Origin of the sequence: Zobellia uliginosa, from assembly GCF_900156625.1 — a bacterium.
Lineage (GTDB): Bacteria > Bacteroidota > Bacteroidia > Flavobacteriales > Flavobacteriaceae > Zobellia > Zobellia uliginosa.
Map to the genome: position 1 here is coordinate 75,250 of NZ_FTOB01000004.1, position 23,686 is coordinate 98,935.

At 44.0% G+C, this 23,686-nt stretch carries 27 protein-coding genes; 10 read left to right on the forward strand and 17 right to left on the reverse strand.

The genetic code is table 11. The features are described from left to right. Positions 1-13: 13 nt before the first annotated feature. Positions 14-835, forward strand: coding sequence for a universal stress protein (locus BW980_RS12830; protein WP_076455639.1), 822 nt, complete (start codon positions 14-16; stop codon positions 833-835). 73 nt (positions 836-908) lie between these two features. On the opposite strand, the gene BW980_RS12835 is transcribed toward BW980_RS12830, so the two are convergent. After that, the gene (locus tag BW980_RS12835; protein WP_076455640.1) at positions 909-2,300 is read right to left on the reverse strand and encodes a Gfo/Idh/MocA family protein; all 1,392 of its coding nucleotides are present in this window, start codon (positions 2,298-2,300) and stop codon (positions 909-911) included. Positions 2,301-2,478: 178 nt separating this feature from the next. On the opposite strand from BW980_RS12835, the gene BW980_RS12840 reads away from it, so the two are divergent. The 9 genes from BW980_RS12840 (at position 2,479) to BW980_RS12880 (ending at position 10,883) form a co-directional block, all read left to right on the forward strand. Then, complete coding sequence (locus tag BW980_RS12840; RefSeq protein ID WP_076455641.1) at positions 2,479-2,991, forward strand: c-type cytochrome; 513 nt, start codon at positions 2,479-2,481, stop codon at positions 2,989-2,991. Between the two features lie 65 nt (positions 2,992-3,056). Then, a complete protein-coding gene (gene nosZ, locus BW980_RS12845; RefSeq protein ID WP_076456253.1) occupies positions 3,057-5,018 on the forward strand; it encodes a Sec-dependent nitrous-oxide reductase in 1,962 nt (653 codons plus the stop codon). Between the two features lie 114 nt (positions 5,019-5,132). Next, complete coding sequence (locus BW980_RS12850; protein WP_076455642.1) at positions 5,133-5,777, forward strand: hypothetical protein; 645 nt, start codon at positions 5,133-5,135, stop codon at positions 5,775-5,777. Beyond that, complete coding sequence (locus BW980_RS12855) at positions 5,774-6,220, forward strand: nitrous oxide reductase accessory protein NosL (protein WP_076455643.1); 447 nt, start codon at positions 5,774-5,776, stop codon at positions 6,218-6,220. Before BW980_RS12850 ends, BW980_RS12855 begins: the two co-directional genes overlap by 4 nt. A gap of 13 nt (positions 6,221-6,233) precedes the next feature. Beyond that, entirely contained in the window at positions 6,234-6,695 is a 462-nt protein-coding gene (locus BW980_RS12860) for a pyridoxamine 5'-phosphate oxidase family protein (protein ID WP_076456254.1), read from the forward strand. A 243-nt stretch (positions 6,696-6,938) separates the two neighbouring features. Further along, positions 6,939-8,177 (forward strand): nitrous oxide reductase family maturation protein NosD, encoded by a 1,239-nt coding sequence (locus BW980_RS12865; protein ID WP_076456255.1) that lies wholly within the window; start codon positions 6,939-6,941, stop codon positions 8,175-8,177. After that, a complete protein-coding gene (locus BW980_RS12870) occupies positions 8,174-8,884 on the forward strand; it encodes an ABC transporter ATP-binding protein (RefSeq protein ID WP_076455644.1) in 711 nt (236 codons plus the stop codon). Before BW980_RS12865 ends, BW980_RS12870 begins: the two co-directional genes overlap by 4 nt. Further along, positions 8,877-9,659, forward strand: coding sequence for an ABC transporter permease (locus BW980_RS12875; protein WP_076455645.1), 783 nt, complete (start codon positions 8,877-8,879; stop codon positions 9,657-9,659). Before BW980_RS12870 ends, BW980_RS12875 begins: the two co-directional genes overlap by 8 nt. A 15-nt stretch (positions 9,660-9,674) precedes the next feature. Then, a complete protein-coding gene (locus BW980_RS12880) occupies positions 9,675-10,883 on the forward strand; it encodes a hypothetical protein (RefSeq protein ID WP_245800046.1) in 1,209 nt (402 codons plus the stop codon). 15 nt (positions 10,884-10,898) lie between these two features. Here BW980_RS12880 and BW980_RS12885 read toward each other — a convergent pair whose 3' ends face one another. The 16 genes from BW980_RS12885 to BW980_RS12960 form a co-directional block, all read right to left on the reverse strand. Beyond that, entirely contained in the window at positions 10,899-11,231 is a 333-nt protein-coding gene (locus BW980_RS12885) for a 2Fe-2S iron-sulfur cluster-binding family protein (RefSeq protein ID WP_076455646.1), read from the reverse strand. 22 nt (positions 11,232-11,253) lie between these two features. After that, positions 11,254-11,601: a hypothetical protein gene (locus BW980_RS12890; RefSeq protein WP_076455647.1), complete on the reverse strand. Its 348-nt coding sequence runs from the start codon at positions 11,599-11,601 to the stop codon at positions 11,254-11,256. A 61-nt stretch (positions 11,602-11,662) separates the two neighbouring features. After that, positions 11,663-12,382 carry an iron-sulfur cluster repair di-iron protein gene (ric, locus tag BW980_RS12895; RefSeq protein ID WP_076455648.1) on the reverse strand — a complete coding sequence of 240 codons (720 nt, stop codon included), beginning with the start codon at positions 12,380-12,382 and terminating at the stop codon, positions 11,663-11,665. Positions 12,383-12,449: 67 nt separating this feature from the next. Next, positions 12,450-12,884, reverse strand: coding sequence for an RrF2 family transcriptional regulator (locus BW980_RS12900; RefSeq protein WP_076455649.1), 435 nt, complete (start codon positions 12,882-12,884; stop codon positions 12,450-12,452). An 80-nt stretch (positions 12,885-12,964) separates the two neighbouring features. Continuing rightward, positions 12,965-13,360, reverse strand: coding sequence for a group III truncated hemoglobin (locus BW980_RS12905; protein WP_076455650.1), 396 nt, complete (start codon positions 13,358-13,360; stop codon positions 12,965-12,967). Positions 13,361-13,384: 24 nt separating this feature from the next. Then, positions 13,385-14,653, reverse strand: coding sequence for an acetyl-CoA hydrolase/transferase family protein (locus BW980_RS12910; protein ID WP_076455651.1), 1,269 nt, complete (start codon positions 14,651-14,653; stop codon positions 13,385-13,387). 132 nt (positions 14,654-14,785) lie between these two features. Further along, positions 14,786-16,240 (reverse strand): vanadium-dependent haloperoxidase, encoded by a 1,455-nt coding sequence (locus tag BW980_RS12915; protein WP_076455652.1) that lies wholly within the window; start codon positions 16,238-16,240, stop codon positions 14,786-14,788. 56 nt (positions 16,241-16,296) lie between these two features. Next, positions 16,297-16,794 carry a GTP-binding protein gene (locus BW980_RS12920; RefSeq protein ID WP_076455653.1) on the reverse strand — a complete coding sequence of 166 codons (498 nt, stop codon included), beginning with the start codon at positions 16,792-16,794 and terminating at the stop codon, positions 16,297-16,299. 27 nt (positions 16,795-16,821) lie between these two features. Beyond that, positions 16,822-17,526, reverse strand: a complete 705-nt coding sequence (locus BW980_RS12925; protein WP_076455654.1) for a sulfite exporter TauE/SafE family protein — start codon at positions 17,524-17,526, stop codon at positions 16,822-16,824. A gap of 7 nt (positions 17,527-17,533) precedes the next feature. Continuing rightward, a complete protein-coding gene (locus tag BW980_RS12930) occupies positions 17,534-17,980 on the reverse strand; it encodes a FixH family protein (RefSeq protein WP_076455655.1) in 447 nt (148 codons plus the stop codon). A 19-nt stretch (positions 17,981-17,999) separates the two neighbouring features. Then, entirely contained in the window at positions 18,000-19,418 is a 1,419-nt protein-coding gene (ccoG, locus tag BW980_RS12935) for a cytochrome c oxidase accessory protein CcoG (RefSeq protein ID WP_076455656.1), read from the reverse strand. Positions 19,419-19,463: 45 nt separating this feature from the next. Beyond that, positions 19,464-20,417 (reverse strand): cbb3-type cytochrome c oxidase N-terminal domain-containing protein, encoded by a 954-nt coding sequence (locus tag BW980_RS12940; RefSeq protein ID WP_076455657.1) that lies wholly within the window; start codon positions 20,415-20,417, stop codon positions 19,464-19,466. Next, the gene (locus BW980_RS12945; protein WP_013993612.1) at positions 20,414-20,605 is read right to left on the reverse strand and encodes a cytochrome cbb3 oxidase subunit CcoQ; all 192 of its coding nucleotides are present in this window, start codon (positions 20,603-20,605) and stop codon (positions 20,414-20,416) included. Before BW980_RS12945 ends, BW980_RS12940 begins: the two co-directional genes overlap by 4 nt. A 5-nt stretch (positions 20,606-20,610) precedes the next feature. After that, a complete protein-coding gene (gene ccoN / locus BW980_RS12950; protein ID WP_076455658.1) occupies positions 20,611-22,815 on the reverse strand; it encodes a cytochrome-c oxidase, cbb3-type subunit I in 2,205 nt (734 codons plus the stop codon). Between the two features lie 2 nt (positions 22,816-22,817). Next, entirely contained in the window at positions 22,818-23,027 is a 210-nt protein-coding gene (ccoS, locus tag BW980_RS12955) for a cbb3-type cytochrome oxidase assembly protein CcoS (protein ID WP_076455659.1), read from the reverse strand. Positions 23,028-23,227: 200 nt separating this feature from the next. Further along, complete coding sequence (locus tag BW980_RS12960) at positions 23,228-23,662, reverse strand: DoxX family membrane protein (RefSeq protein ID WP_076455660.1); 435 nt, start codon at positions 23,660-23,662, stop codon at positions 23,228-23,230. Between the last annotated feature and the right edge of the window lie 24 nt (positions 23,663-23,686).

Below are 23,686 nucleotides of genomic sequence, written 5' to 3' on the forward strand. Positions count from 1 at the left end.
AAATAGAAATATTATGAAAAAAATTATAGTACCTCTAGATTTCTCCGAACAGTCTGAATATGCGCTTAAGGTTGCCGTATCGTTGGCAAAAAAGCATGGTTCGGAAATACTGGCCTTACACATGCTGGAACTCAATCAGGCCATGATTACTTCTTCCGAAGGCTTTCATCCTGAACAGACCGTTTTTCTGATAAAACTGGCAGAGAAAAGGTTCAATGAATTTTTAAAGAAACCTTATTTGGAAGGTGTGAAGGTTACACCGATCATCAAACACTACAAAGTTTTCAGTGAGGTGAATGCCATAGCCGAAGAGCACAAGGCCGATCTTGTTGTTATGGGCTCACATGGTACCGATGGTCTCGAAGAGATCTTTATAGGGTCGAATGCCGAAAAGGTAGTACGAAATTCTGAAGTGCCCGTATTGGTCATTAAGAACGAAATCGCTAATTTTAGTATAAATCGTTTTGTTTTTGCCTGCGATTTTAAAGAAGAAAGTATCTCGGCCTATAAAAAGGCCAAGGCATTTGCCGATTTATTAAAAGCCGATTTAGACTTGGTGTATATCAATACGCCGGGCGATAATTTTTTAAGTTCAGCGGATATCTACAAACGTGTAAACGCTTTTATCGGTAAGGTAAACGAGGCCTTACAGGTAGAGATCTATAACGATTATAGTGTAGAACGCGGGGTATTGAATTATAGCGAAAACAACAGTGCCGATGCCATAGGGATACCTACCCATGGACGTAGGGGACTATCCCATTTCTTTATGGGTAGTATTGGAGAGGACATCGTGAACCACTCCAAGATTCCTGTCGTTACGTTTAAAATATAGATGCACTTAAACTTTATGCAACTATTAGGCCGGTCCGTTTCATACGGACCGGCTATTTTTTTACCGGTTCGGGTTAGCCGATCTTCATTTCTTCGGGGTTCCAGTTTACGGGTTCTTTTTTGTAATAGCTTTCATTGGCCAATAAGGCCGCGCCAGCGGCCCGTAGTCCGAACGTAGGGTCTTGAACGACCTTTCCGTTTTTGCGAATGGCGGTGAAGAAATTATAAAAATGATCGTGGTGGCCACCTTTGTAGTTCTTTGGTGCCTGCCATTTGCTTGTTCCTGTGGCCAAGGCCGAAGTACGGGGGTCTAAGTTTTGTTGGGCATACCCGTTCCTGATTTGTTCTTGCATGGCTTCGGGAAAGGAAATCATCGAATAACCACCGGGTACTAGGTTGAGTTTGGAGCGTTTTAGGGAAACGGAATTTTGGCCAACTTCCATTTCGCCTTCGGTCCCGATCAGTTTAAAGCCACTTCCTCCCCCGCTTCCGGCGATGAAGTTGATGCGAAAGGCCGCATTGAAGGCTGCGTGGGTCGCCGTCTTTGGATAATCGTAAAGGGTGATGCTTACATCAGGTACGTCCCTGCCATCCTTCCAATAGCGAAGGCCTCCGGTAGCCATGGCTCGGTTCGGGCCATGGGAGTCGATAACGTAGTTCAAGGTAGAGAATGCGTGAACAAAGAGGTCTCCGGCAACACCTGTGCCGTAATCCCTATAATTTCTCCATCTAAAAAATCGTTTCGGTTCAAATTTTACCTTGGGCGCTTGCCCTAAAAACGTATCGAAATCAACGGTTTTTTTGTTTGCGTCGGGTGGGATCGGATATTGCCAAGCACCCTCTGCCGAGTATCGGTCATTATAAAAATCGAGCATTACAATATCTCCAATGGCCCCTTCTTGGTAGAGCTGCTTTGCCTTTTCATTGCCTAAGGAAGCCATTCCCTGACTTCCTACTTGACATATCTTGCCAGAAGCTTTTTGGGCCTCTATTATGGCTTGTCCGTCTTGCCAATCTTGTACCATAGGTTTTTCGCAGTAGACGTGTTTTCCGGCCTTAAGGGCGTCTATGGCAATTTGTTTGTGCCAGTGGTCGGGCGTGGCGATAATCACGGCGTCAATATCTTTTCTTTTGAGGATTTCCCTATAGTCGCGGGTGGTGAAAATATTATCGCCCCACAATTCCTTGGCCCTTTCGAGTCGGCCCGTATAAAGGTCGCATGCGGCAACCAGCTTTATGCCGGAAACGGTGAGCGCGGCCTTGGTGTCGAAAATACCCTGAATACCGGTTCCGATCAAGGCCAGTTGTATTTGGTCATTTGAGGAGAGCACCTTGGTGTCGTATTCGCGTTGCATTAAGATGCTTTCGTCTTTTGATGCCGATAAGATTAAGGGGGCAGAAGTCACTGCTGCGGAACCTAAGGCTGCTTTTTTAAGGAAATACCTTCTTGAGTTGTCTTGTTTCATGTAATAGGTCAGGGTTTTGTTCGGTCAACCGATGAATTTACAATTTTCTACCGATCCCTGATTTCTTTTTGAGGAAAATAAAAAAAGACATTTTTGTCCTATTTACTGATATATATCATGTTTTTCGCCTCGTATAGCACCTATTTTTGTTGAAAATTTAATCATTAAACCACTCAAAATGAAAATAGTAGTTAAAAGTGTAGTGCTGATTTTTTCGCTTTTGCTTATGGCCTGTGGAGGCAAGGAAGAAAAGAAGAAAGAAGGATTTAGTGTAGATCGTGAAAAGGCAAAAACGGAAAAGCCGGCCGAGGCGGTACCTGCTACCAGTGCAGTACCGGCATCTCAACGTATCGATCTTGAGAACAAGGGGGTCGGCCCGGTAAAATCGGTGACCCTGTCTCCCGATATCGACGAGGCCTTGGCCAAAAAAGGGGAGGAAATCTATACCCAAATGTGTTTGGCCTGCCATAGGGTCGATAAAAAATTCATAGGTCCGGCACCAACGGGTATTTTAAAAAGACGTAGTCCCGAGTGGGTTATGAACATGATCCTAAACCCAGAGGTAATGGTAAAAGAAGATCCGTTGGCAAAAGAGCTTATTGCCGAATTCAACGGGGCTCCGATGTCGAACCAAGGCTTGACCGAAGACCAGGCCCGAAGCGTACTGGAATTTTTTAGAACGCTCGAGTAGTGTGGGCCATTAAAGTCCACGGCTGTTTATACAGCATAAATAAGATAACCACAAAAACAGTACAAATGAAAAAATATACCTTTCACCTATTCGCGATTTTAGGGATGGCCTTGTTCCTCTCTAGTTGCGGTGACCAGAACGGCAAGGCGTCCTCAAATAGTGGACTATCGTCGAACAATGCGGAAAAAGTGTACGTTGCCCCTGGAGAGCATGATGAGTTTTATGCTTTTATGTCGGGCGGGTATAGCGGTAACCTTACGGTTTACGGACTCCCTTCGGGAAGAATGTTCAAAGAGATTCCCGTTTTTTCGCAGTTTCCTACCTCGGGTTATGGATATTCGGAAGAAACAAAACCCATGTTGAACACATCTTTCGGTTTCGTTCCTTGGGATGATGCCCACCACCCCGATATTTCACAGACCAATGGGGAGTTAGACGGTAGATGGATCTTTATTAATGGGAACAACACGCCAAGAATTGCCCGGATCAGCTTGAGCACGTTCGAGACCGAGGAAATTATGGAGGTCCCCAACAGTGCGGGGAACCATAGCTCTTCTTTTGTTACCGAAAATACCGAGTATGTAGTGGCCGGAACCCGTTTTTCGGTGCCTATTCCCCAAAGGGATATGCCGATTAACGAGTACAAGGGTAATTTTAGGGGCTCACTTTCCTTCATAAGCGTTGATCCCGAAGACGGCCATATGGACCTGAAGTTTCAAATCTTGATGCCAGGGTTTAATTACGACCTATCACATCCGGGTAGGGGCAAATCCCATGGATGGTTTTTCTTTACTACCTACAATACCGAAGAGGCAAATTCACTTTTAGAGGTAAACGCTTCGCAAAACGATAAAGATTTTATCGCTGCGGTGAATTGGAAGAAAATTGAAGAGTATGTGGCCAATGGAGGAGGTACAATGATGCCGGCCGAGTATGCCCACAATGTGTACGATGAAGAAACCCATACGGCCACTTCCACCCTAAAAAAGGAAGTCTTGACCATAGACCCGACCAAAGTACCGGGAACCGTTTACTTCTTGCCTACACCAAAATCGCCCCATGGGGTAGATGTAGATCCTTCGGGAGAGTATATCATCGGTAACGGAAAGCTATCGGCCGATCTTACGATCCATTCCTTCGATAAAATGGTGGCAGCGATCGAAGCTAAAAAATTCGACGGAGAAGCTTATGGCATCCCTATCTTGAAATTCGAAGATGTACTTGCGGGAACCGTGAAAAGTGGCGGATTGGGTCCCTTGCATACCGAGTTTGATGGAGAAGGAAATGCCTATACAACCTTCTTTATTTCCTCTGAAGTGGTGATGTGGAAGTTGGGTACATGGGAAGTTGTCGATAGAAAACCTACCTATTATTCCGTGGGACATTTAATGATACCTGGGGGAAACTCTAGGAAGCCCTTCGGTAAATACGTGGTGGCCATGAACAAAATAACCAAAGACAGGTACCTGCCCACAGGTCCCGAATTGGAGCATTCAGCCCAGATTTATGATATCTCCGGAGATAAAATGGAGCTTATTTACGATTTTCCCACCCACGGCGAACCCCATTATGCAGCGGGTATACCCGCTGAACTTTTGGCCCCGAAATCTAAGAAAATCTATAAACTTTCAGAGAACAAACATCCCTTTGCCGCAACCGGCCCCGCCGATTCTAAAGTGGTAAGGGAAGGGAATGAGGTTCATATTTACATGTCTATGATCCGAAGCCACTTTACCCCTGATAATATAGAAGGTATTAAAGTGGGAGACAAGGTGTATTTTCATGTCACCAACCAAGAACAAGATTTTGATGTGCCCCATGGTTTTGCCATGATCGGTGCGAATAACTCCGAATTGCTGATTATGCCAGGACAGACCAAATCTCTGGTATGGGAGCCTAAAAAAGCAGGGGTATGGCCATTTTATTGTACCGATTTCTGTTCCGCTTTGCACCAAGAAATGCAAGGTTATATAAGAGTGTCGCCGGCAGGTTCAAATACTGAGCTGTCGTGGTCCCTCGGGGAATAAAGGAAGGGCACAGGAGTATTTGTTCAAACGAAAAGCAGGTCGTGTACCAAGACCGGCCTGCTTTTTAAAAATACCGGCCTGTTCAATAGCTGTGAATTTTAAGATAGAGGTAAGATGAAAAAGGCAAGTATACTAATGATATTGGGGTCTTTATGTTTGTTGGGACTGTTTCAGTTTCCACTTTGGAATATAATGCTGGGCGCACCGCAATATCCCGAGCCCTTGGGTATGAATATCCATATTACGGGCATTCAAGGGGTGTCTGAATTCGACCTTCAAAACATTGACGGACTCAACCACTACATTGGTATGAAGACGATTCCCAAAGCCGACGAGATGTGGGAGTTTAATATATTTCCTATAGTAATAATCGCCATGGTACTCTTAGGGGCATTATTGGGGATACTCGGTTTTTTTGGTAAAATTGACTACCGGTTTTTCTTGGGTTGGTTCTTACTAATGTCTATCTTAGGAATCATGGGGATGTATGATTTTAATCTATGGTTGACCGATTACGGTTCAAACCTAGATCCTCACGCTATTATTAAGGTAGTCAATGAAGACGGTACGCCCATGAGCTATAAACCGCCGCTTTTTGGGTACAAAAAGTTGTTGAATTTTGATGTCAGTTCAATGCCGGCCACGGGAGCATGGTTAATGTTCATAGGTATGTTGTTGACGGTAATCGCATTTTTTGTAGGACGGAAGAGCAAAAATTCTGTTTCATCTGAAAAAAAGCATAAATTGGTTACACCATGAAAAGTTGTAAAATACTCATTTTGATGGGCCTTTTGGTAATTTCGGCTTGTAAGGGCGAACCTAAACCCATAGCATACGGTGGTGAGGGCTGCCAATTTTGTAGCATGACCATTGTCGATAAGCAACATGCCGCCCAATTTATGACGAAGAAAGGAAGGAGTTACTCCTTTGATGCGGTAGAGTGTATGCTCAACTACTTGAAAGACGTAGAACCTGAATCGGTGGCCCTTTATCGGGTTAACGATTACAATAACCCCGGGGTCTTTATCGATGCCACCACGGCTACGTATTTGATCAGTAAGAACATACCCAGCCCCATGGGGGCGTTTTTGACGGCCTTTGCCAATGAAGAAGAAGCGAGTAGCGCCCAGTCAGGAAATACGGGTATGATTTATTCATGGCCCGAGCTCAGAGTTAAATTTGAAAAAGATAACCCATTTTAAACCCCAAGAAACTATGATAGTAAATTTAGAGCTTTCGGAGTGCATGGCTTTTTTAAGTAATCACAGTATCGGCCATTTAGGTTACATTTCGGGCAGGAGCCCTTACATTGTACCGATAACCTATTTTTATGATCAAGAAAATAAGAGCATACTGAGTTATTCGGCTATGGGCCATAAGATCAACTCCATGAGGGGCTACGAACATGTAGCCCTACAAGTTGAGGAAATCGATTCTATGTCTGAATGGCGTTCGGTTTTGGTCAACGGTCGTTTTGAGGAATTAAAAGGCAGCACGGCCAAAAAGGCCCTGCATACTTTTGCACAAGGTGTACAGGAGACGATTTTGCGAACAAAAGGTGAGAAGCCTGAATTCATAAAAGATTTCTCGAGCAAATTGGAAATGGAGACCCTGCCTATCGTTTTCCGAATTCATATTTCCGACATAGTGGGTAAATTCAGAACCGTGCGTAGCTAAGGTTTACTTCCAGTTTGCGCCATACCCGATGTATACACCGTCTGAAATCGTACCGATAGAGGTAGGTTTCGATCGTTTCATACTTATGGGCCTGTATTTTATTGGTTCTTGGTGTCGTTTCGGTCGTTTTAAGCCATGTTTTTAGGAAGTGTTCGCTAGGGGATTTACCGCCGACCTTTGTCGCTATGGGGAAAGGTGAAGCAAACGAACCCACGAGGTTGCCAAACTTCTCAAATAAAGATGATGCAATACCCAAAATTATTCATATTTGTCCTCGTACTTTTTACTACGGTAGAGCTGTGGGCAAAACCCATTGTCGTTTGCGAAAGCTGCGTGGTAAAGTCCATTTCGGAAGCAGTGGCTTTGGCCATAGACTTTGATACCCTATTGGTTAAAAAGGGGACCTACAAAGAATACAATATCCTCATAGATAAGCCCCTGACCTTGATTGGTGAAAATTACCCTATTATCGATGGGGAAGACCAGGGCGAAATTATACGGATTGTATCCGATAATGTTACCGTAGATGGTTTTTTTATAGTGAACGTAGGTACCAGTTACACTACGGATTATGCCGCAATAAGGGTGGTGAAGAGCAAGAATTTTTTAATTCAGAATATTGTTCTTGAAAAACTGTTCTTCGGTATTTATCTCGAAAAATCAAACCATGGGAAAGTCTATCACAACAAAATTATCGGCGATGCCATAGACGAGTATAATTCAGGGAACGGAATTCAACTCTGGTATTCGGATCATGTTGAGGTCAGTCAAAATATCGTTCAAGGGGCAAGGGATGGGATTTACTTGGAATTTTCCGATAACATTACCATACATAACAATAAAAGCACCAATAACTTAAGGTACGGATTGCACTTTATGTTTTCCGATGACGATGTGTATACCGACAATATCTTTGAAAACAACGGGGCGGGAGTGGCCGTCATGTTCTCCAAACGGATTAAAATGAAGGGAAATACTTTTCGCAAAAATTGGGGGCCCGCCGCCTTCGGGATGTTGTTGAAGGAAATCAATGATGCCGAAATCAGTGGTAATACTTTTGAGGAAAACACCATTGGTATCCATATTGAAGGATCGAATCGTATCGAGTATAAAGCGAATAACTTTGTAAAGAACGGATGGGGCATTAAAGTGTTGGGGGCTTGTTATGCCAACACTTTTAGGGCTAACAATTTTCTGTACAACAGCTTCGATATATCGTATAACAGCAAGTTGAACGATAATGTCTTCGACGGCAATTATTGGAGCGCGTATACCGGTTATGATTTGGATAAGAACGGTATTGGCGATGTGCCCTATCGTCCCGTAAAATTGTTTTCCTATATCGTAAACCAAACTCCGGAGGCCATTGTTTTGCTGCGTAGTCTTTTTATGGATATTATCGATTTTTCCGAAAAGGTATCGCCCGTGTTTACACCGGATAATTTGTTGGATACTAATCCCTTAATGACCAAAGTACAATGATTCATATTGAAGGCTTACATAAAAAATTCGGAAAGAACCCGGTGCTTTCCGGCCTAGACCTTACCATAAATAAGGAGGGGGTTTTTGCGGTCTTGGGACCCAATGGTTCGGGAAAAACCACCTTGATCAAGAGCATATTGGGAATGGTGGTGCCCGATAAAGGAACGATTTCCGTGCAAGGGGAGCCCATTAAAAAGAATTGGAAGTACCGTAAAGAAATCGACTATCTGCCACAGATTGCCAACTTTCCGGGAAACCTGAAGGTCCGCGAACTTATTCGGATGATCAAAGACCTTCGGCAAAGTCCAAGCGATGAAGACAGGTTGATAGCCCTTTTTAAACTCGAGCCTTTTTTAGATAAGAAGCTTTCGACCCTATCAGGGGGTACCAAACAGAAAGTGAACATTGTATTGGCCTTTATGTTCGACAGTCCCTTGCTGATTCTGGACGAACCTACCACAGGGCTTGATCCCGCTTCCTTGATCCATTTAAAAGAGCTTATACGCGAACAGCGGGAAATGAAAAAAACCATACTGATTACCTCGCATATTATGCAATTCGTTGCCGAAGTATCTGATGTTATCGTCTACCTGTTGGAAGGTAATATTTACTTTAAGGGGAGCATTGAAGCACTCAAGACCAAGACCGGACAAACCGATTTAGAACACGCCATTGCGGCCATTGCAACTAGACCTAGCCATGCTTAAGATACTCAAATATAGTTTTTACGACCTGATCCGTAGCCGATGGAGCTACGTGTACTTCTTGTTTTACCTTTTGCTGGGCTTTGTGCTGTTGTTCCTGAACAACGATGTGTCAAAGGCCATTATAACCCTGATGAACGTTATTATTCTGCTCGTACCCCTTATCGGTACCATTTTCGGCATAATGTATTTCTACAATTCAAAGGAATTTACAGAGTTATTGCTAGCGCAACCGATCAAGCGTTCCTCTATATTTTTGGGACAGTACTTCGGTGTGGCGGGCTCCTTGACCCTGAGTTTGGTGCTAGGGCTCGGTATTCCGTTTGTGCTCTATGGCCTCTTTAAGAGCGATGCTATTTTCGACTTTACCCTGCTCTTGGTCACAGGAGCCTTCTTGACCTTGATCTTTACGGTATTGGCATTTAATATCGCCCTCTCCAATGAGAACAAGATCAAAGGTTTTGGCTATGCCGTATTGCTGTGGTTGTTCCTTGCCGTGATTTATGACGGACTCTTTCTGATGTCCTTGATTCTTTTTAAGGAATATCCTTTGGATAGTTTTTCGCTGGGCGCGACAATGTTGAACCCCATAGACTTATCACGAACCTTGATTCTTTTAAAATTGGATATATCCGCTCTCTTAGGATATACCGGAGCCGTGTTCAAGAAGTTCTTCGGTACGGACCAAGGCCTGCTTATTTCTATGCTGATGCTCGTTTTATGGACCGTTCTGCCTATTTGGCGATTGGTTTCCGTGGCCAAGAAAAAAGATTTTTAATACATTGCCGATACAATGGCCGCATTAATGACAACGCTTAGGAAACAAAGTAAAATGGCTTTGGTGTATTTGGTCGTAGCGGCCGCCCTGGGTTGTGTACTTCGGTTTTTTCGGGTATTCGATATTCCCGTTACCTATAAGTTTATCGTTCATGCCCATTCCCATATCGCCTTGTTGGGTTGGGTGTATTTGGCTCTTACCACCTTGCTGTATGAGCTGTTTTTGAAAGGTCTTCGAATCGATAAGAAATACGCTAGGATCTTTTGGTTCACCCAATTGACCCTGGTCGGTATGTTGTTGACCTTTCCGTTTCAAGGGTATGCCGTCTTTTCAATTGTCTTTTCTACCTTGTTCCTGTTCGCCTCTTATTGGTTTTCATTCTTTTTTTATAAGAACGTGCCAAGGAGGTACAAGACAGCACCATCCTTAAAGTGTGCCAAGGCCGCTATTGTATATTTATTGGTTTCCAGTATAGGCCCGTGGGTATTGGGGGCTATAATGAATATCCTTGGCCCCGACTCCGTTTGGTATCGATTGGCCATTTATTTCTATCTCCATTTTTTGTACAACGGATGGATGATAATGGCACTTGTGGCCATTTTTCTCTTTTTTCTTGAAAAGCAACATGTGGTTTTGCCCGAGCGGAAGTTTAACACCTTCTTTTGGAGCTTGAATCTTGGAATCGTTTTTTCTTTCTTCCTGTCTACCTTGTTTACCCATCCGGGACCGGGGTATTATCTGTTAGGTGGAGTTGGGGCGGTTTTACAGCTAGGTGCTTTCTATGTTTTACTAGGGTTTTTTAGGGGAGGACAAAACAAGGTAATGAAGATGTTATCGCCGTTTCGGTACAGATTGTTGGGTGCGGTGGCCTTATTATGGGGAATTAAGATGTTATTGCAACTACTAAGTGCCTTGCCGTACTTTGCCGATTTGGCTGTCACCTATTTGGATTTTACCATTGGATATTTGCATTGGACGTTTTTGGGAGTGGTTACTATGGGGCTGTTTTTATTCCTCGATTATTTTAAGTTGCTAGCACTGAACCGAAAGTTCTTTTTCTTGTATGCCTTAGGGTTCGCACTGACCGAAGCACTTATTTTTTATAGGGCGATTGCGTACTGGCAAAGGCTCGAACTCCCGTCTTGGTTTGATGTCGTTTTAGGCATTGCTAGCTTGACGGTATTATTGGCGCTGGTGGGCCTATTGCTGGGAGAGGAAAAATAGTGCGAAGGTAACGGCCTAGACCGCATCGTCTTTTAAGATGCTAAAAACAAGGCCGTCCAAATTGGAATCGAGTGGGATTTGGCACGCTAGGCGACTGGTTTTGGTACGACCGGTAATATTTGAAAGTGTATGTTCTTCATTGATATCGATTTTTCCCAAATGACGATTACTATGTAGTTGAATGTGGCAAGTACCGCACCAGGCACGGCCTTTACAGTCGCCCCAATCTTGTAGGTATTTGTCGAACAACAGTTCCATAAGGTTATGGTATTCGTTGTTGTTAAAATCAGCCTGGCAGGTCTCGCCAAATTCGTCAATGTAAGTAAGGCTCAACTTCTTTAGTGGCATATTTTGTTAGAAAAGATTGTTGTTAAAGAAGGTGTGCGATAATAACCGAGCAACTGAAGAGCAGACTCGCCAATAACAGGTTGAACGAAAGCTTGGATTTCAAATGGGCCAGTACCGAAGCGTTATAGGCCATACATAGTATGGTCACGAAAAATACCAAGGTCATCTTCGAGAAGTCATGTAAGTTGCCCATGAGCAATACCATGGCCGCGGCGGAACCAATACAGCTTTGGGCGATGATGGCAATAGTGGCATATCCGGTCTGTCCGCGCTTGAATTCATTCAATAGGCTAAGATACAGCCTTGATAGATGGTTGCTTCTGTGTTGTTTTTCTGAAACGCTTAGGGGAGGTAGGGTCGAATCTTTCATTGGAATTATTTTTAGGGTTAAAATTCTATTTTTTGGTAAGTCACTTAAGTGAGCTGACTATTTATACCAATGCCGATAATTGTGACTCTAGTTCACTGGCCTTGGGGAAAAGTATGTTGTTCTCTAAGTGGATGTGTTGGTGCAGGTCGTCTTCAAATTCCCGTAACAGCGCATATGCCACCTTGTATGTTGTACACGCGTCTTCCGGAGGGGTATAATCGTTGCTGAGTGCGGCAATGGTTCTAAAACGCTCTCCTTCATGGTCATGGTCGTGCATCATGGCCTGAATGGGGTTGCTCACGGTGCCGAAGTGTGGGGTACCCAAGGCCGTGCCCGATTGCTTTGCCTCTGCCATTTTGCATATAAAGGGAAAGAGTACCAGTTCTTCTTTCTTCATATGCATGGCCAACTCGCCTGAAGAGGTAGTAAAAAGGTCCTTGATTTTATGAAGCTCGGGGTGTTTTTGACCGTGAACGCGGCATAACTTGTCGAGATATTGCTTCAACACCGTACTTTGCTTTTCAACGTATCTGTGGTGTTTCTTTTCGATGTAGTCTATAAGAAGGTCCAATGGCCATGATTGATAGTCTAGGCGGTCTCCCTTGCTCGCTTGTTGTACTTCGTTTAGTTCAGCGGAAAGGAGGTCTATGTTTAAGTTGTGTTTCTTCGCCACCTCTTCCAGGCTACGGTTGCCTTTGCAACAAAAGTCAATGCTGTGGTTTTTGAAAACTTGGGCCGTGCGGTAGTCCTTGGCCACGATTTCACCTATGGTCTTAGTCATGATTTCTTGGTTTTATAATTAGATACATTAAATAGGATAATTTTGTCCGATTTGTATTTAAATTTTTTTAGCGCTTCAGGTGGGTCAACCCTTCTTCAAGGCCCATGGTCATATCATAAAGGCTGGTGCTTTCGAGCATTTCTTTGAGGTCGGCCCGTATTTGGATAAATTTGTCGTGTACGGGGCAAGGTTCGTTACTATTGCACCTTTTAAGGCCTAGGCCACAACCTTCGTATACATTGTTTCCATCAATAGCGTACACAATCTGTGCGAGCTTTATTTGGGAAATGTTCGATTGTGAAATCTGAAAACCACCCAAGGATCCCTTTACGGATTCTATAATCTGTTTTTTAGATAGCTGTTGCAATATTTTAGCGGTAAAGGCTACGGGAGAATCTATTTTATCGGCGATTTCCTTTAGGCTCACACGAGTACCCTCAAGCGACTTCAATGCTATATAGGTCGATGCCCTTATACCGTATTCACATGCTTTTGAAAACATTCAGATGGTGTTTATTTCTTTACAAAGATAGGCTTTTTTAATTAGGATAAAAATATCCGAATTAAAAATATCCGTGTAGCTTATTTAGTTTTTTTCCTGTGCTGGTACATTTGCATAAAGAGCATGGTACTCATTTTTTGCGCCCTGTTTTTGGCAATCCATACCCTTTCCCCGTCGAAAAGTTCATCTAGGGTGGCGAACCAGAGGTTGAGCCAAAGCCCGAAATGCTCGGAAGTAATGGTGTGATTTGTTTTATCGTCTACTTCCTGATGTGCCGTAACCGGATTGCCATGATACTTGCGTTGGAGAAAGAGTTGGGTTTCCCAAAAATCGGTCAATAGCTCAAGATGGGCCTCCCAATCGGAAATAATCCCGTTAAAAATAGGGCCAAGGGTTTCCTCCTCCCTTATTTTTCCATAAAAGGTGTCGACCAGCAGCCGTACATCTTGTCGGGTTTTGATTTCCTTTTTCTCCATCACGTCAAAAATACACTATTAACTTTAGTTCTTGAAGCGTTCGTACGTGGCCTTTTCCAATTCTTCCCTAAAGTCAGGATGGGCTATGGCAATTAGGGCCTGTGCCCTTTCCTTTAGGTTTTTTCCGAAGAGATTGGCCACACCGTATTCGGTCACAACATAGTGCACGTGGGCCCTGGTTGTGGTAACCCCGGCGCCCTGTTTTAGAAAGGGCGTAATTTTGGAAACGCCTTTTGCCGTAAGTGAGGGCATGGCGAAAATAGGTTTGCCGCCTTTTGAAAGCGACGCACCGCGAATGAAATCCATTTGGCCCCCGACCCCCGAGTATTGGCGACTGCCGATGGTGTCGGCACAGATTTGACCGGTGAGGTCTATTTCAATGGCACTGTTTATGGCCGTTACTTTTGGGTTTCTTCTTATGATGGCCGTATCGTTGGTATAGGCGGCTTCCTTAAAATGTACCGAGGGATTGTCATCTACAAAGTCGTATAGTTTTTGCGACCCCACGGCAAAGCAAGTAACGATCTTTCCGGTCTTGATCTGTTTGTCTTCCCCGGTGACTACACCTTGTTCGATCAAGGGTAGTATACCGTCGGAAAACATTTCGGTATGGATGCCAAGGCGTTTGTGGTTGCCCAGATTGCTCAATACGGCATTAGGTATACTTCCAATACCCATTTGCAGGGTGGCACCGTCTTCGATAAGGCCGGCCACGTTTTTACCTATTTTTGCCTCTACGGGAGATATGGAAACAATGTCGTGGGCGTGGATCGGACTGTCGATTTCAATGGCGCAGTCAATATTTTTTATATGGATAATACCGTCTCCATGCGTTCTGGGTACCGAGGGGTTGATTTGGGCAATGACCTTTTTGGCGACCTGAATGGCCGGAAGGGCCACATCTACCGAGACACCCAAAGAACAATACCCGTGTCGGTCTGGCGGCGAAACCTGTACTATGGCTACGTCAATGGGTAAAATGCCCTGTCTGAACAAAAGGTGGATCTCACTCAAAAAAATTGGAATATAATCACCTTGGGTACTGTTGACCACGTTTCTTACATTACCGCCCACAAAACAGCTATTCATTCTAAAGCTCTTGTTGTAGGGTTCACGTGCGTATTTTGCCTCGCCTTCGGTGTGTATCGAAACGATTTCAACGTCTTTTAATTCCTTATGTCTGTCGCATAAAGCGTCTATAAGCGTATTGGGCGTCATTGCTGCCCCCTGTAAAAATACGCGGTCTCCTGATTTTATTGTCGATACGGCTTCTTCCTTTGAAACAATTTTCATAATGGTCGGTTTTGTTATGCAAATATCAAGAATAGGGCTTCTTTAAAATATGAACATTATCATGTTTTAAAAAATAGCATAAAAAAAGGGAAGCGTGAGAGCTTCCCCTTTTTTCTTTATACGTTCAATTTTCTATTGGCCCAAGTGTTTGTTGTAGAATTTCCAGGCTTGGGAAGCAACATCACGCCCCAATTGTAAGCCCGCTACATTATCGGCCTGTATGTGGTAGCCTCCCATGACCCTTGACATACCGGCCATATTTGCGGTTTCGGTAAATGTTGGGAAGTGTATGGTTACGGTTTTTCCATAATGGACGGAGTCGAGTTCGGTCATAGAGCCCGCTACGAGTTCTACGGATTCGCCAAAATGTTCACTTCCCGTAAAAAGGCGCAGTACTTCGGCGCAGCCCCCGCTAATGGTACTGTGTCCGGAAGTGTAGCTAGGGAAGGGAGGGCATAGAAAGATATCTGGGGAATAGGGACGCCATTCCTGTCCTTTCATTTTAATAACGCCTTTGCCGGGGCCGCCCCAGGCCTTTATGGTCTTGTCTTTGTAATATTCGTGTACCAAGGCATAGGGTCTTGCGTAATCATAGAACATTTTGGAGTCCCATGAAGCAATAAAGGCGTCCATAGCCGTAATCTCGGTCAAGAAATACATTTTCACATCTTCGTCTAGGGTATGGTTGTCTCTTCGGGAAACATCTTGTGCGAACTTCAGCCAGTGGCCCGCTTGTTGTACCGATTGGGGCCCGTCTCTCATAAACTCTACCAAAGCTTTTTCTTCGTCGGAAAGATTGGCCTGCAAATCGACCACTTCTTTGACTTCTTTTTTCAATTGTTCGGACCCTACCAAGGGCGGTGGTCCGGGTCTAAATTGGTCGGCCGAGGTTAATGCAATGGGCTTTACTTTTTGCCAATAAGGGGTAAGGCAGCCAGGGGCATATTGTCCACCTTTTCCATCAGAGAAATACTTGGGTTGCCATCTGTTGATATCGGTGTTCTCGTCCGCCGTATTTACGGGGCTATAATTAGTGTAGTCCGAATAGGGTTCGCCGTTTGATCCCTCAGCTTCTCCATATTGGTTACTACCGTCATTTTTTCTGGCCTCAATGGTGGCCTTGGCGGCCAAATTGCCAACGCCTTCGGGTGTGGTCGGGTCCAATGAGGTATTGTCGGGGTCAAGCCCCAGGTCGGTCATTAGCTTTCTGAACATCTCGGTGTCTGAATAGTAGTACTCCTTCATTGCCCCGAAGGCGGCATAACTAATGGCGATTTCTTTGTTCTTGAGGTTACGCTCATTGGCGGGCCTGCGGTCTACGCCGTTCAAATAAACGGGTATGGCACTTTCGTCATAACGAGACCAGGCGTCAAAAATGGAAACAAAGATCAAGCCTAGATAGCGTGAGGTTATGGTGGGGCGTGGCTTGAACCTTTCCGTATCGGAGGCCGTGGCATCTAAGGCCATTTTTCCCCATCGGTAGGCAACATTCTCCGTTCCTCTTGGTTCTTCTTGGTTTTTCTGGGCAAAGCCGACACCGGAATATAGTAGCCCCAACGTAAGGGCCAAGGTTAAAATATGCTTCATTTTATTGGTTGTTAGGTTATTTGTAGCCGTTAAATATAAGGAAGACTATAAAAATTCTAGGCTTCTTGCTCAAGAATTTTTCTTGTAAATGTTTGTAATTCTTGCATTTGTGGTTTCCCTTTTTGCTTGCCACTCCTCCCAAAAAAATAGAGAACGAACCATAGAATGATCAAGAAGCCCATAAGACCCATCTGAATGTGATAGGGTTTGTTCAAGGAGGCACTTGAATAGGCCCAAATGCCAAAAATAATGAAAAGACAGGCTATGGTGAAGTGTATGAACATGAAGAAGGTCCATAAGGTAGGATTAGGACCGAATATGCCATATAGGTGGCTATTGGTGGTGTCTACATCTTCAATTTGCAGATGTAATTGGGGCGACCAAAAATGATTGTTTTGGGCGTTAAACTTGATAAATACATGTTCGTCTAGGCGCTTTACCAAAAAAGGAGGGTGCTCTGCCGTTTCGAATTTTTGAAGTATTTCTTCTTTAGCTCCGGGCACATTCCATTGAAACCTCGGGCGAAGTACAATTTCGTTGGGTAAGGGTTTCATAAGCGAGATGTTTGGTGGCCGTGGCCGTTAGTTTTGGCACTCTATAGCACTTGAAGCCATTTCCGTGATGGGTGCTGGCGATACATACGGGATGCCCAGGCCTAGGCCCCTAAGAATAAATAGTAAACCGATGATGACAACAAAAACCGGAATGGCCTTGCGTATTTTCTGACGTATACCGCCTTTCAATAGGCCACTAAAATATATGGCGACGGTCATTAAGGGCAGGGTGCCTAAACCGAACAATACCATATAAAGACCGCCCTGTACGGCATTTCCCATGGCGATGGCCCCAAAGAGTGCCATATAGACCAGGCCGCATGGTAAAAATCCGTTAAGGAAGCCTATGGTCAGGAAGGTGTCGGGCGATTTTTTCTTGAGCTCCTTTCCCAATCGGTTCTTGACTTTTGAAACCATTTTGTAAATAGGTTTCGATAGATTGTATTTGTTGAAAGTTTTATAGGGAATCAAGATGACCAAGATCATTAAAACCCCAATGATGATGGAAAGTTTCTGCTGCATCCCGAAAATGGAAAGTCCTTTGCCGAGAAGACCGAACACCACCCCAATAATACCGTAGGCCATAAGACGGCCCAAGTGATAAATGAATATCTGTCCGAATTTTTTAAATTCATTGGACCGATCTACCGGAAGCATAAAGGCTATAGGACCGCACATACCCACGCAGTGCAAGCTTCCCATAAGACCTAAAACGACGGCAGATAAAATCATAGTCTTTTTAAAAGGTTATACTTTCCTTGTGCATAAAATCCTTGCCTTGGTGTTTCCAAGATATAGTTATGTCCCAGCGACCATCCAACAGGCGTTTGTCAGGTATGAGCAAATGTGAATTGGATAAACTTAAAGGTAAGTTGAAATCCAAGTGCTTATTGGATGGTCTGTATAGGGACACATTGCCTGATACGTTCGTATTGTCATATCCTTCAGGGAAAATAACCAGTAATCCGTCAGGCGATTTTTTTAATTCTATTTGTTCGCTAGCGTTAAGGGCATTTTGTTCCGCGTCGATTTCTTTTTGATAGCTTAGTTCGGCCTTGTAATACTCTTCGGTTACCAAATCATGGTTGGCATTGTGGCTCGTGGTCATTCGTATCACGAAGAACAGTATAAAACTGATGAAGCCAATAAAAGCTATTACGATACCCGTACCCCAATTTATTTTCATGATTTTCCTTTTTTTAATCCTATTTATAACTACGCGGGGCCAAAAAGCGGGCCGTTGTGGTTTCTATCAATTTATCATCACTGTACACCCCAATTTTTAGGTTGTTTTTATCACCGCTCAGGGCCGAGGCCTTGATTTCAATGAACAGGGTGCCTTCAGCCAAGGCTTCTGGCGGTACGGAAAAATGCTCGTTACGGACCAGTTTGATATGGCCTTCGTGCGACATCAATTTAAAATTCACGTTGTCGACCGATTTGGTTGTTTTGTTCAAGAGCTTATAGGTATATACGTTGCTGATAATATTACCTTCCTTGTGTTCGTAAAGTTGACCGGGCAACCGCAAAATATTGGCTTCAAGGTCATTTCTCAAGAACATCATACCGATAAGCACACCGGTCAAAATGACCAATACGGCCGTATACCCTTTTAAACGGGGCGTAAATTTAAACTTCTCCTTTTTTGTGATTTCGTCTTCACTGGCATAACGGATCAAGCCTTTGGGCAGGTTTACCTTTTCCATAATCGTATCGCATTCGTCGATACAGGCCGTACAATTCACGCATTCCAATTGGGTTCCGTTTCTGATGTCTATTCCTGTGGGGCAAACGTTCACACATTGAAAACAGTCGATACAATCGCCATGGCCCAAAGCCTCCCGGTCTTCGTTCTTACGCCATTTTTTTCTTCCGTTCTCGGCTTCACCCCTCTTGTGATCATAGGCCACTACTATAGATTTGTTGTCGAGCAACACCCCTTGCATACGGCCGTAAGGGCAGGCGATAATACATACCTGTTCCCTAAACCACGCGAATACAAAATAAAAGACGGCGGTGAATATCAATAGGGACAACATGGTACTCAGGTGCTCGGTCGGTCCGTCGGTAATGTATTGTATCAAACGGTCACTTCCGATAAGGTAAGCCAGAAAGACATTGGCTATAATGAACGATATGATAAAAAAGATAAACCATTTGAGGGTGCGTTTCCTGATTTTTTCGGCATTCCAAGGTTGTCGGTCGAGTCGCATTTGCGCTCCTCTGTCTCCGTCGATCCAATACTCGATCCTTCGGAAGACCATCTCCATAAAAATGGTCTGTGGGCACATCCATCCGCAAAAAATGCGACCAAAGGCCACGGTAAAGAGCGCAATAAAGACCACCCCGATAATCATCGAAATAACAAAGAGATGAAAATCTTGGGGGTAGAATGGAAAACCGAAGATGTTGAACCGTCTTTCGAGTACGTTGAACATCAAGAATTGGTTGCCATTCACCTTTATAAAGGGGGAGGCGATCAAGAAGGTCAGAAGAACATAACTGACATATTTACGATATTGGTAAAATTTGCCACTGGGCTTTTTGGGAAAAACCCATGCGCGTTTTCCATCCTCTTTAATGGTGCCTATTGAATCTCTGAAATTGTCTTGGTCTTGTGCCATTTTATGTTCGCTTTATCAGCTTTCGGGGCCTTGGTCCCGCAATATTCAGTTCACGGTTACCGAAGTGGAGTCGATGACTTGTTCGGTACTGTTTTCTTGTGCCGGTGCTGGCTGTTCCGTAGCGTTGGGGTCTACCCATAAATCACCTTCGGCGGGTTTCGGATTGGCCGGTGTTGTACCTTGAAAGCTTAGTACGTAGCTGGCCACCTGGGCGATTTCCGCTGGTTTTAAGGTCTGTTTCCAGGCAATCATACCCTTGCCGTCACGTCCACCTTCTGAAATGGTATGGAAAACGTTTTTGATGCCTCCACCCAAAATCCAGTGTTGGTCGGTAAGGTTCGGTCCGATACCACCACCGCCATCGGCCATATGACAGGCAATACAGTTGCTCTCAAAAATGGTCTGTCCGGCTTTAAGATCGCCTGCATCGGTAAGTAGCTCTACCGTATTGGCATCTACAAGTCCCTTAGCGGTTTTTTTGTAGGCTTCGATCTCTAATTGCGCAGCGGCCACCTCTTGCTCGTATTCTTGATCTTGGTTATAGTCGTTGAACACGTGAAAGCGTGCCAAATAGACTACGGCAAAGACAATGGAGGCATAGAAAAGATATACCCACCACGGCGGAAGATTGTTGTCTAGTTCGCGAATACCGTCGTAATTGTGGTCAAGAATGATTTCTTCCTCTTTTTCAATGGGTTTTGAACCAAGTAATTTTTGGTAGACCCTTTGGCCCCATTCCCATTGGAACGATTTGCTCTTGGCGGCTATATAGCGCTCTTGGCCTTCTTTAGAAAGCGTTTGGAACATTACGTTTTCAATAGCCCTGGTAATTATCGCTATAACGATAAGTAAGAACAGGATGAATACGAGAAACACCTGTACCATCGGGTATTTTATAAAGGCCGGGATCTCTCCTGAATCAACGAAGAATTCCGTCAGGCCAAATATTAAAAAGAAAATCAATGGTATTTTAATCCACCAAGTCGATGTATTTTTCATAATTCTAGGTTTTGTTGGTTATCTTCTTCCAAGGGCAATTCGCTCACTTCTTTTATGTACGATTTCGAGGCGGTGAAGACCCACCAGAACAACAATGTGAAAAACACAAAGAAGATAAGTAACGATATCATGGGGTAGGTTGCTACGCCATCGATACTTTCCATGTAACCTTTTACAAATTTGAGCATGATCTTTAGTTTTTGTTGTCAGATAATATTTCACCGGTTTCCTTGACCTTGATATCGGTTCCTAACCTTTGTAGGTAGGCGATTAAGGCTACGATTTCTCGGTCTCTCATTTCTATGAACTCTTCGCCGTTTTCTGCGGCATTGGCTTTATCGGCCTCATAGTTCTTGGCAAAATCGGGATCCGTATACAGGTTTTTCTCGATTTGTTCTGCCTGTGCATCCATAAGGGCATCGGCGTTTGCTATTTCCTCTTCGGTATAGGGTACCCCTAGGGTGACCATGGCTTTCATTTTTTTCTGTATATCACTGCGGTCGTGCTTGTTGCGCACTAGCCATGAATATGAGGGCATGATAGAGCCTGAAGAGGTACTTTGTGGGTCGTACATGTGGTTCAAGTGCCAGTTGTCGGAATATTTACCGCCTACCCTGAGCAAATCGGGACCGGTACGTTTACTTCCCCAAAGGAAGGGGTGGTCGTACACGAATTCACCTGCCTTTGCGTATTCACCATAACGCTCTACCTCACTTCTGAAAGGACGTACCATTTGCGAGTGGCAACTTACACAGCCTTCACGGATATAGAGGTCACGGCCTTCCAATTCTAAAGGTGTATAGGGTTTTACACTGGTTATGGTAGGAATGTTCGATTTTACCAAAAGTGTAGGTACGATCTGGATAATACCCCCGATCAAAATGGCTACAGTGGCCAAAATGGTCAACTGAATAGGCTTGCGCTCCAACCAAGTATGGAAGGTTTCTCCAGCGGTTCTGTGCTTTGAAACGCGGGTCAAGGCAGCGGCTTCGGCCAATTCGTCTTCTATGGTACTACCGGAACGTATAGTTCTGACCACGTTATAGATCATTACACAGGCACCTGTGATATATAGGGTTCCACCAATGGCACGCATCCAGTACATCGGCATGATTTCGTGTACGGTCTCTAAGAAGTTACCGTAAACCAAGGTGCCGTCTGGGTTGAAGTCTTTCCACATCAAGGCTTGGGTAAATCCGGCCACGTACATGGGTAAGGTATATAGAATGATACCCAAGGTACCGATCCAAAAGTGGAAGTTTGCCAAACTGGTCGAGAACAATTTGTTCTTGGTCATTTTAGGTACCAACCAGTAGATCATACCAAAGGTCAAGAAACCGTTCCAGGCCAAGGCCCCTACGTGTACATGGGCAATGATCCAGTCGCTAAAGTGTGCAATGGCATTTACGTTTTTAAGTGAAAGCATAGGGCCTTCAAAAGTGGCCATACCATAACCGGTAATCGCTACCACCATAAATTTTAAGACGGGATCGGTACGAACCTTGTCCCAAGCACCACGCAAGGTTAAAAGTCCGTTGATCATACCTCCCCAAGAAGGGGCCAAAAGCATGATGGAAAACGCAACCCCTAGGTTTTGTGCCCAATCAGGTAATGCGGAATACAATAAATGGTGAGGTCCGGCCCAGATGTAAATAAAGATCAAAGACCAAAAGTGGACTATAGATAATCTATACGAGTATACCGGTCGGTTCGCGGCTTTTGGAACGTAGTAGTACATAAGGCCCAAAAATGGTGTGGTCAAGAAGAAGGCCACCGCATTATGTCCGTACCACCACTGCACCAAGGCATCTTGAACGCCCGCATAGACCGAATAACTTTTTAAGGCACTAACAGGAAGTTCCAGATTGTTGAAAATATGTAGAACGGCTACGGTAACGAAGGTTGCCAGATAAAACCAAATGGCCACGTAAAGGTGACGTTGTCTCCTTTTGAGCATGGTACCGATAAGGTTGGCACCAAATGCCACCCATACCAAGGTAATGGCGATATCTATGGGCCATTCAAGTTCGGCGTATTCTTTGGTGCTGGTGTATCCTAATGGCAAGGTTATGGCTGCCGATACAATTATGGCCTGCCAGCCCCAAAAATTGAATTTACTCAAGAAGTCACTGTACATACGGGCCTTGAGCAATCGTTGCGTTGAGTAATAGACCCCCGCGAAAATAGCATTTCCTACAAATGCGAAAATCACCGCATTGGTGTGTAATGGGCGCAAACGGCCAAAACTTAACCATGATATTCCGTCGGTCAAGTTGGGAAACATGAACATAAAGGCTAGCAATAAGCCTACGGACATACCCACAATACCCCAGAACATGGTTGCATAGAGGAAATTTTTCACGATTTTGTTATCGTAATAAAACTGCTGTACTTCCATAATTATACCTGTTTATTTAGTTGGATTTTTTCTTTGTTTTTCTTGGTGGAGACATCTTTTTGCTTCTTTACCAGCTCATCTTCAAAAAGCATACGTACCGATGGGGTATACGAATCATCGTACTGACCGCTCTTTACCGAAACGATAAATGCAATGAAAAATAAGACCGCAACTAGAACGCTGATGGCCAATAACACATAAATAACACTCATACCTACCTGAATTATGCCGTAAAACTACGGCGTGTGTACCCGATTAAATATGACTTATATCAGGTTTTGACGATTCTCTTAAAGTTTCTTAATTATCATATGTAAACATTTGATTTATAAAAAGATAAAATAATCGTATTACTGAAAAAAAATATTTGAAAAGATATAGGTAAAGAGTAAATGGGCCTAGGTTTGAAATCTTAAGCCTTTTTGGCGCCCTGATAGATAGAAACTAATGCAGCAACGATAATCAAATTCTTGATAACATATTGGCCGAGCAATGTAGGGGCGAATGGGCTGAAAGTGAAAGAGGCCTCGTTTAGAAGCAACAAGGTCGAAAAGGTACAGACCATATGCAATAAGGTCACGATAACGGTCTGCTTCCTGAATAAATCGAAAAGCAGGAATGTGCCGATACCGACTTCCAAAAGGGCTAGAAGTACAATTGAAACATTCGGGGGGATAAGGCCAAAGGTCAATGATGTAATGGTTTCTTTGGCCAATTCTTCGGCTGGACTTACATCGTTGAAGAATTTAAGTACTCCGAACCAGAGATATACAATGGCTATCGATATCTGAAGGAAAGAGATTTTTTTAAAATGGTTTAAAATCGAAGAGGTATTGAAAGTTGGCATTTATACTTAAAACGAGTTTGGTGG

Bases quoted from the DNA above. Each gene is read 5' to 3' on its own strand.
- BW980_RS12830 (WP_076455639.1), top strand. From the start codon at position 14: ATGAAAAAAATTATAGTACCTCTAGATTTCTCCGAACAGTCTGAATAT.
- BW980_RS12835 (WP_076455640.1), bottom strand. From the start codon at position 2,300: ATGAAACAAGACAACTCAAGAAGGTATTTCCTTAAAAAAGCAGCCTTA.
- BW980_RS12840 (WP_076455641.1), top strand. From the start codon at position 2,479: ATGAAAATAGTAGTTAAAAGTGTAGTGCTGATTTTTTCGCTTTTGCTT.
- nosZ (WP_076456253.1), top strand. From the start codon at position 3,057: ATGAAAAAATATACCTTTCACCTATTCGCGATTTTAGGGATGGCCTTG.
- BW980_RS12850 (WP_076455642.1), top strand. From the start codon at position 5,133: ATGAAAAAGGCAAGTATACTAATGATATTGGGGTCTTTATGTTTGTTG.
- BW980_RS12855 (WP_076455643.1), top strand. From the start codon at position 5,774: ATGAAAAGTTGTAAAATACTCATTTTGATGGGCCTTTTGGTAATTTCG.
- BW980_RS12860 (WP_076456254.1), top strand. From the start codon at position 6,234: ATGATAGTAAATTTAGAGCTTTCGGAGTGCATGGCTTTTTTAAGTAAT.
- BW980_RS12865 (WP_076456255.1), top strand. From the start codon at position 6,939: ATGCAATACCCAAAATTATTCATATTTGTCCTCGTACTTTTTACTACG.
- BW980_RS12870 (WP_076455644.1), top strand. From the start codon at position 8,174: ATGATTCATATTGAAGGCTTACATAAAAAATTCGGAAAGAACCCGGTG.
- BW980_RS12875 (WP_076455645.1), top strand. From the start codon at position 8,877: ATGCTTAAGATACTCAAATATAGTTTTTACGACCTGATCCGTAGCCGA.
- BW980_RS12880 (WP_245800046.1), top strand. From the start codon at position 9,675: ATGGCCGCATTAATGACAACGCTTAGGAAACAAAGTAAAATGGCTTTG.
- BW980_RS12885 (WP_076455646.1), bottom strand. From the start codon at position 11,231: ATGCCACTAAAGAAGTTGAGCCTTACTTACATTGACGAATTTGGCGAG.
- BW980_RS12890 (WP_076455647.1), bottom strand. From the start codon at position 11,601: ATGAAAGATTCGACCCTACCTCCCCTAAGCGTTTCAGAAAAACAACAC.
- ric (WP_076455648.1), bottom strand. From the start codon at position 12,382: ATGACTAAGACCATAGGTGAAATCGTGGCCAAGGACTACCGCACGGCC.
- BW980_RS12900 (WP_076455649.1), bottom strand. From the start codon at position 12,884: ATGTTTTCAAAAGCATGTGAATACGGTATAAGGGCATCGACCTATATA.
- BW980_RS12905 (WP_076455650.1), bottom strand. From the start codon at position 13,360: ATGGAGAAAAAGGAAATCAAAACCCGACAAGATGTACGGCTGCTGGTC.
- BW980_RS12910 (WP_076455651.1), bottom strand. From the start codon at position 14,653: ATGAAAATTGTTTCAAAGGAAGAAGCCGTATCGACAATAAAATCAGGA.
- BW980_RS12915 (WP_076455652.1), bottom strand. From the start codon at position 16,240: ATGAAGCATATTTTAACCTTGGCCCTTACGTTGGGGCTACTATATTCC.
- BW980_RS12920 (WP_076455653.1), bottom strand. From the start codon at position 16,794: ATGAAACCCTTACCCAACGAAATTGTACTTCGCCCGAGGTTTCAATGG.
- BW980_RS12925 (WP_076455654.1), bottom strand. From the start codon at position 17,526: ATGATTTTATCTGCCGTCGTTTTAGGTCTTATGGGAAGCTTGCACTGC.
- BW980_RS12930 (WP_076455655.1), bottom strand. From the start codon at position 17,980: ATGAAAATAAATTGGGGTACGGGTATCGTAATAGCTTTTATTGGCTTC.
- ccoG (WP_076455656.1), bottom strand. From the start codon at position 19,418: ATGGCACAAGACCAAGACAATTTCAGAGATTCAATAGGCACCATTAAA.
- BW980_RS12940 (WP_076455657.1), bottom strand. From the start codon at position 20,417: ATGAAAAATACATCGACTTGGTGGATTAAAATACCATTGATTTTCTTT.
- BW980_RS12945 (WP_013993612.1), bottom strand. From the start codon at position 20,605: ATGCTCAAATTTGTAAAAGGTTACATGGAAAGTATCGATGGCGTAGCA.
- ccoN (WP_076455658.1), bottom strand. From the start codon at position 22,815: ATGGAAGTACAGCAGTTTTATTACGATAACAAAATCGTGAAAAATTTC.
- ccoS (WP_076455659.1), bottom strand. From the start codon at position 23,027: ATGAGTGTTATTTATGTGTTATTGGCCATCAGCGTTCTAGTTGCGGTC.
- BW980_RS12960 (WP_076455660.1), bottom strand. From the start codon at position 23,662: ATGCCAACTTTCAATACCTCTTCGATTTTAAACCATTTTAAAAAAATC.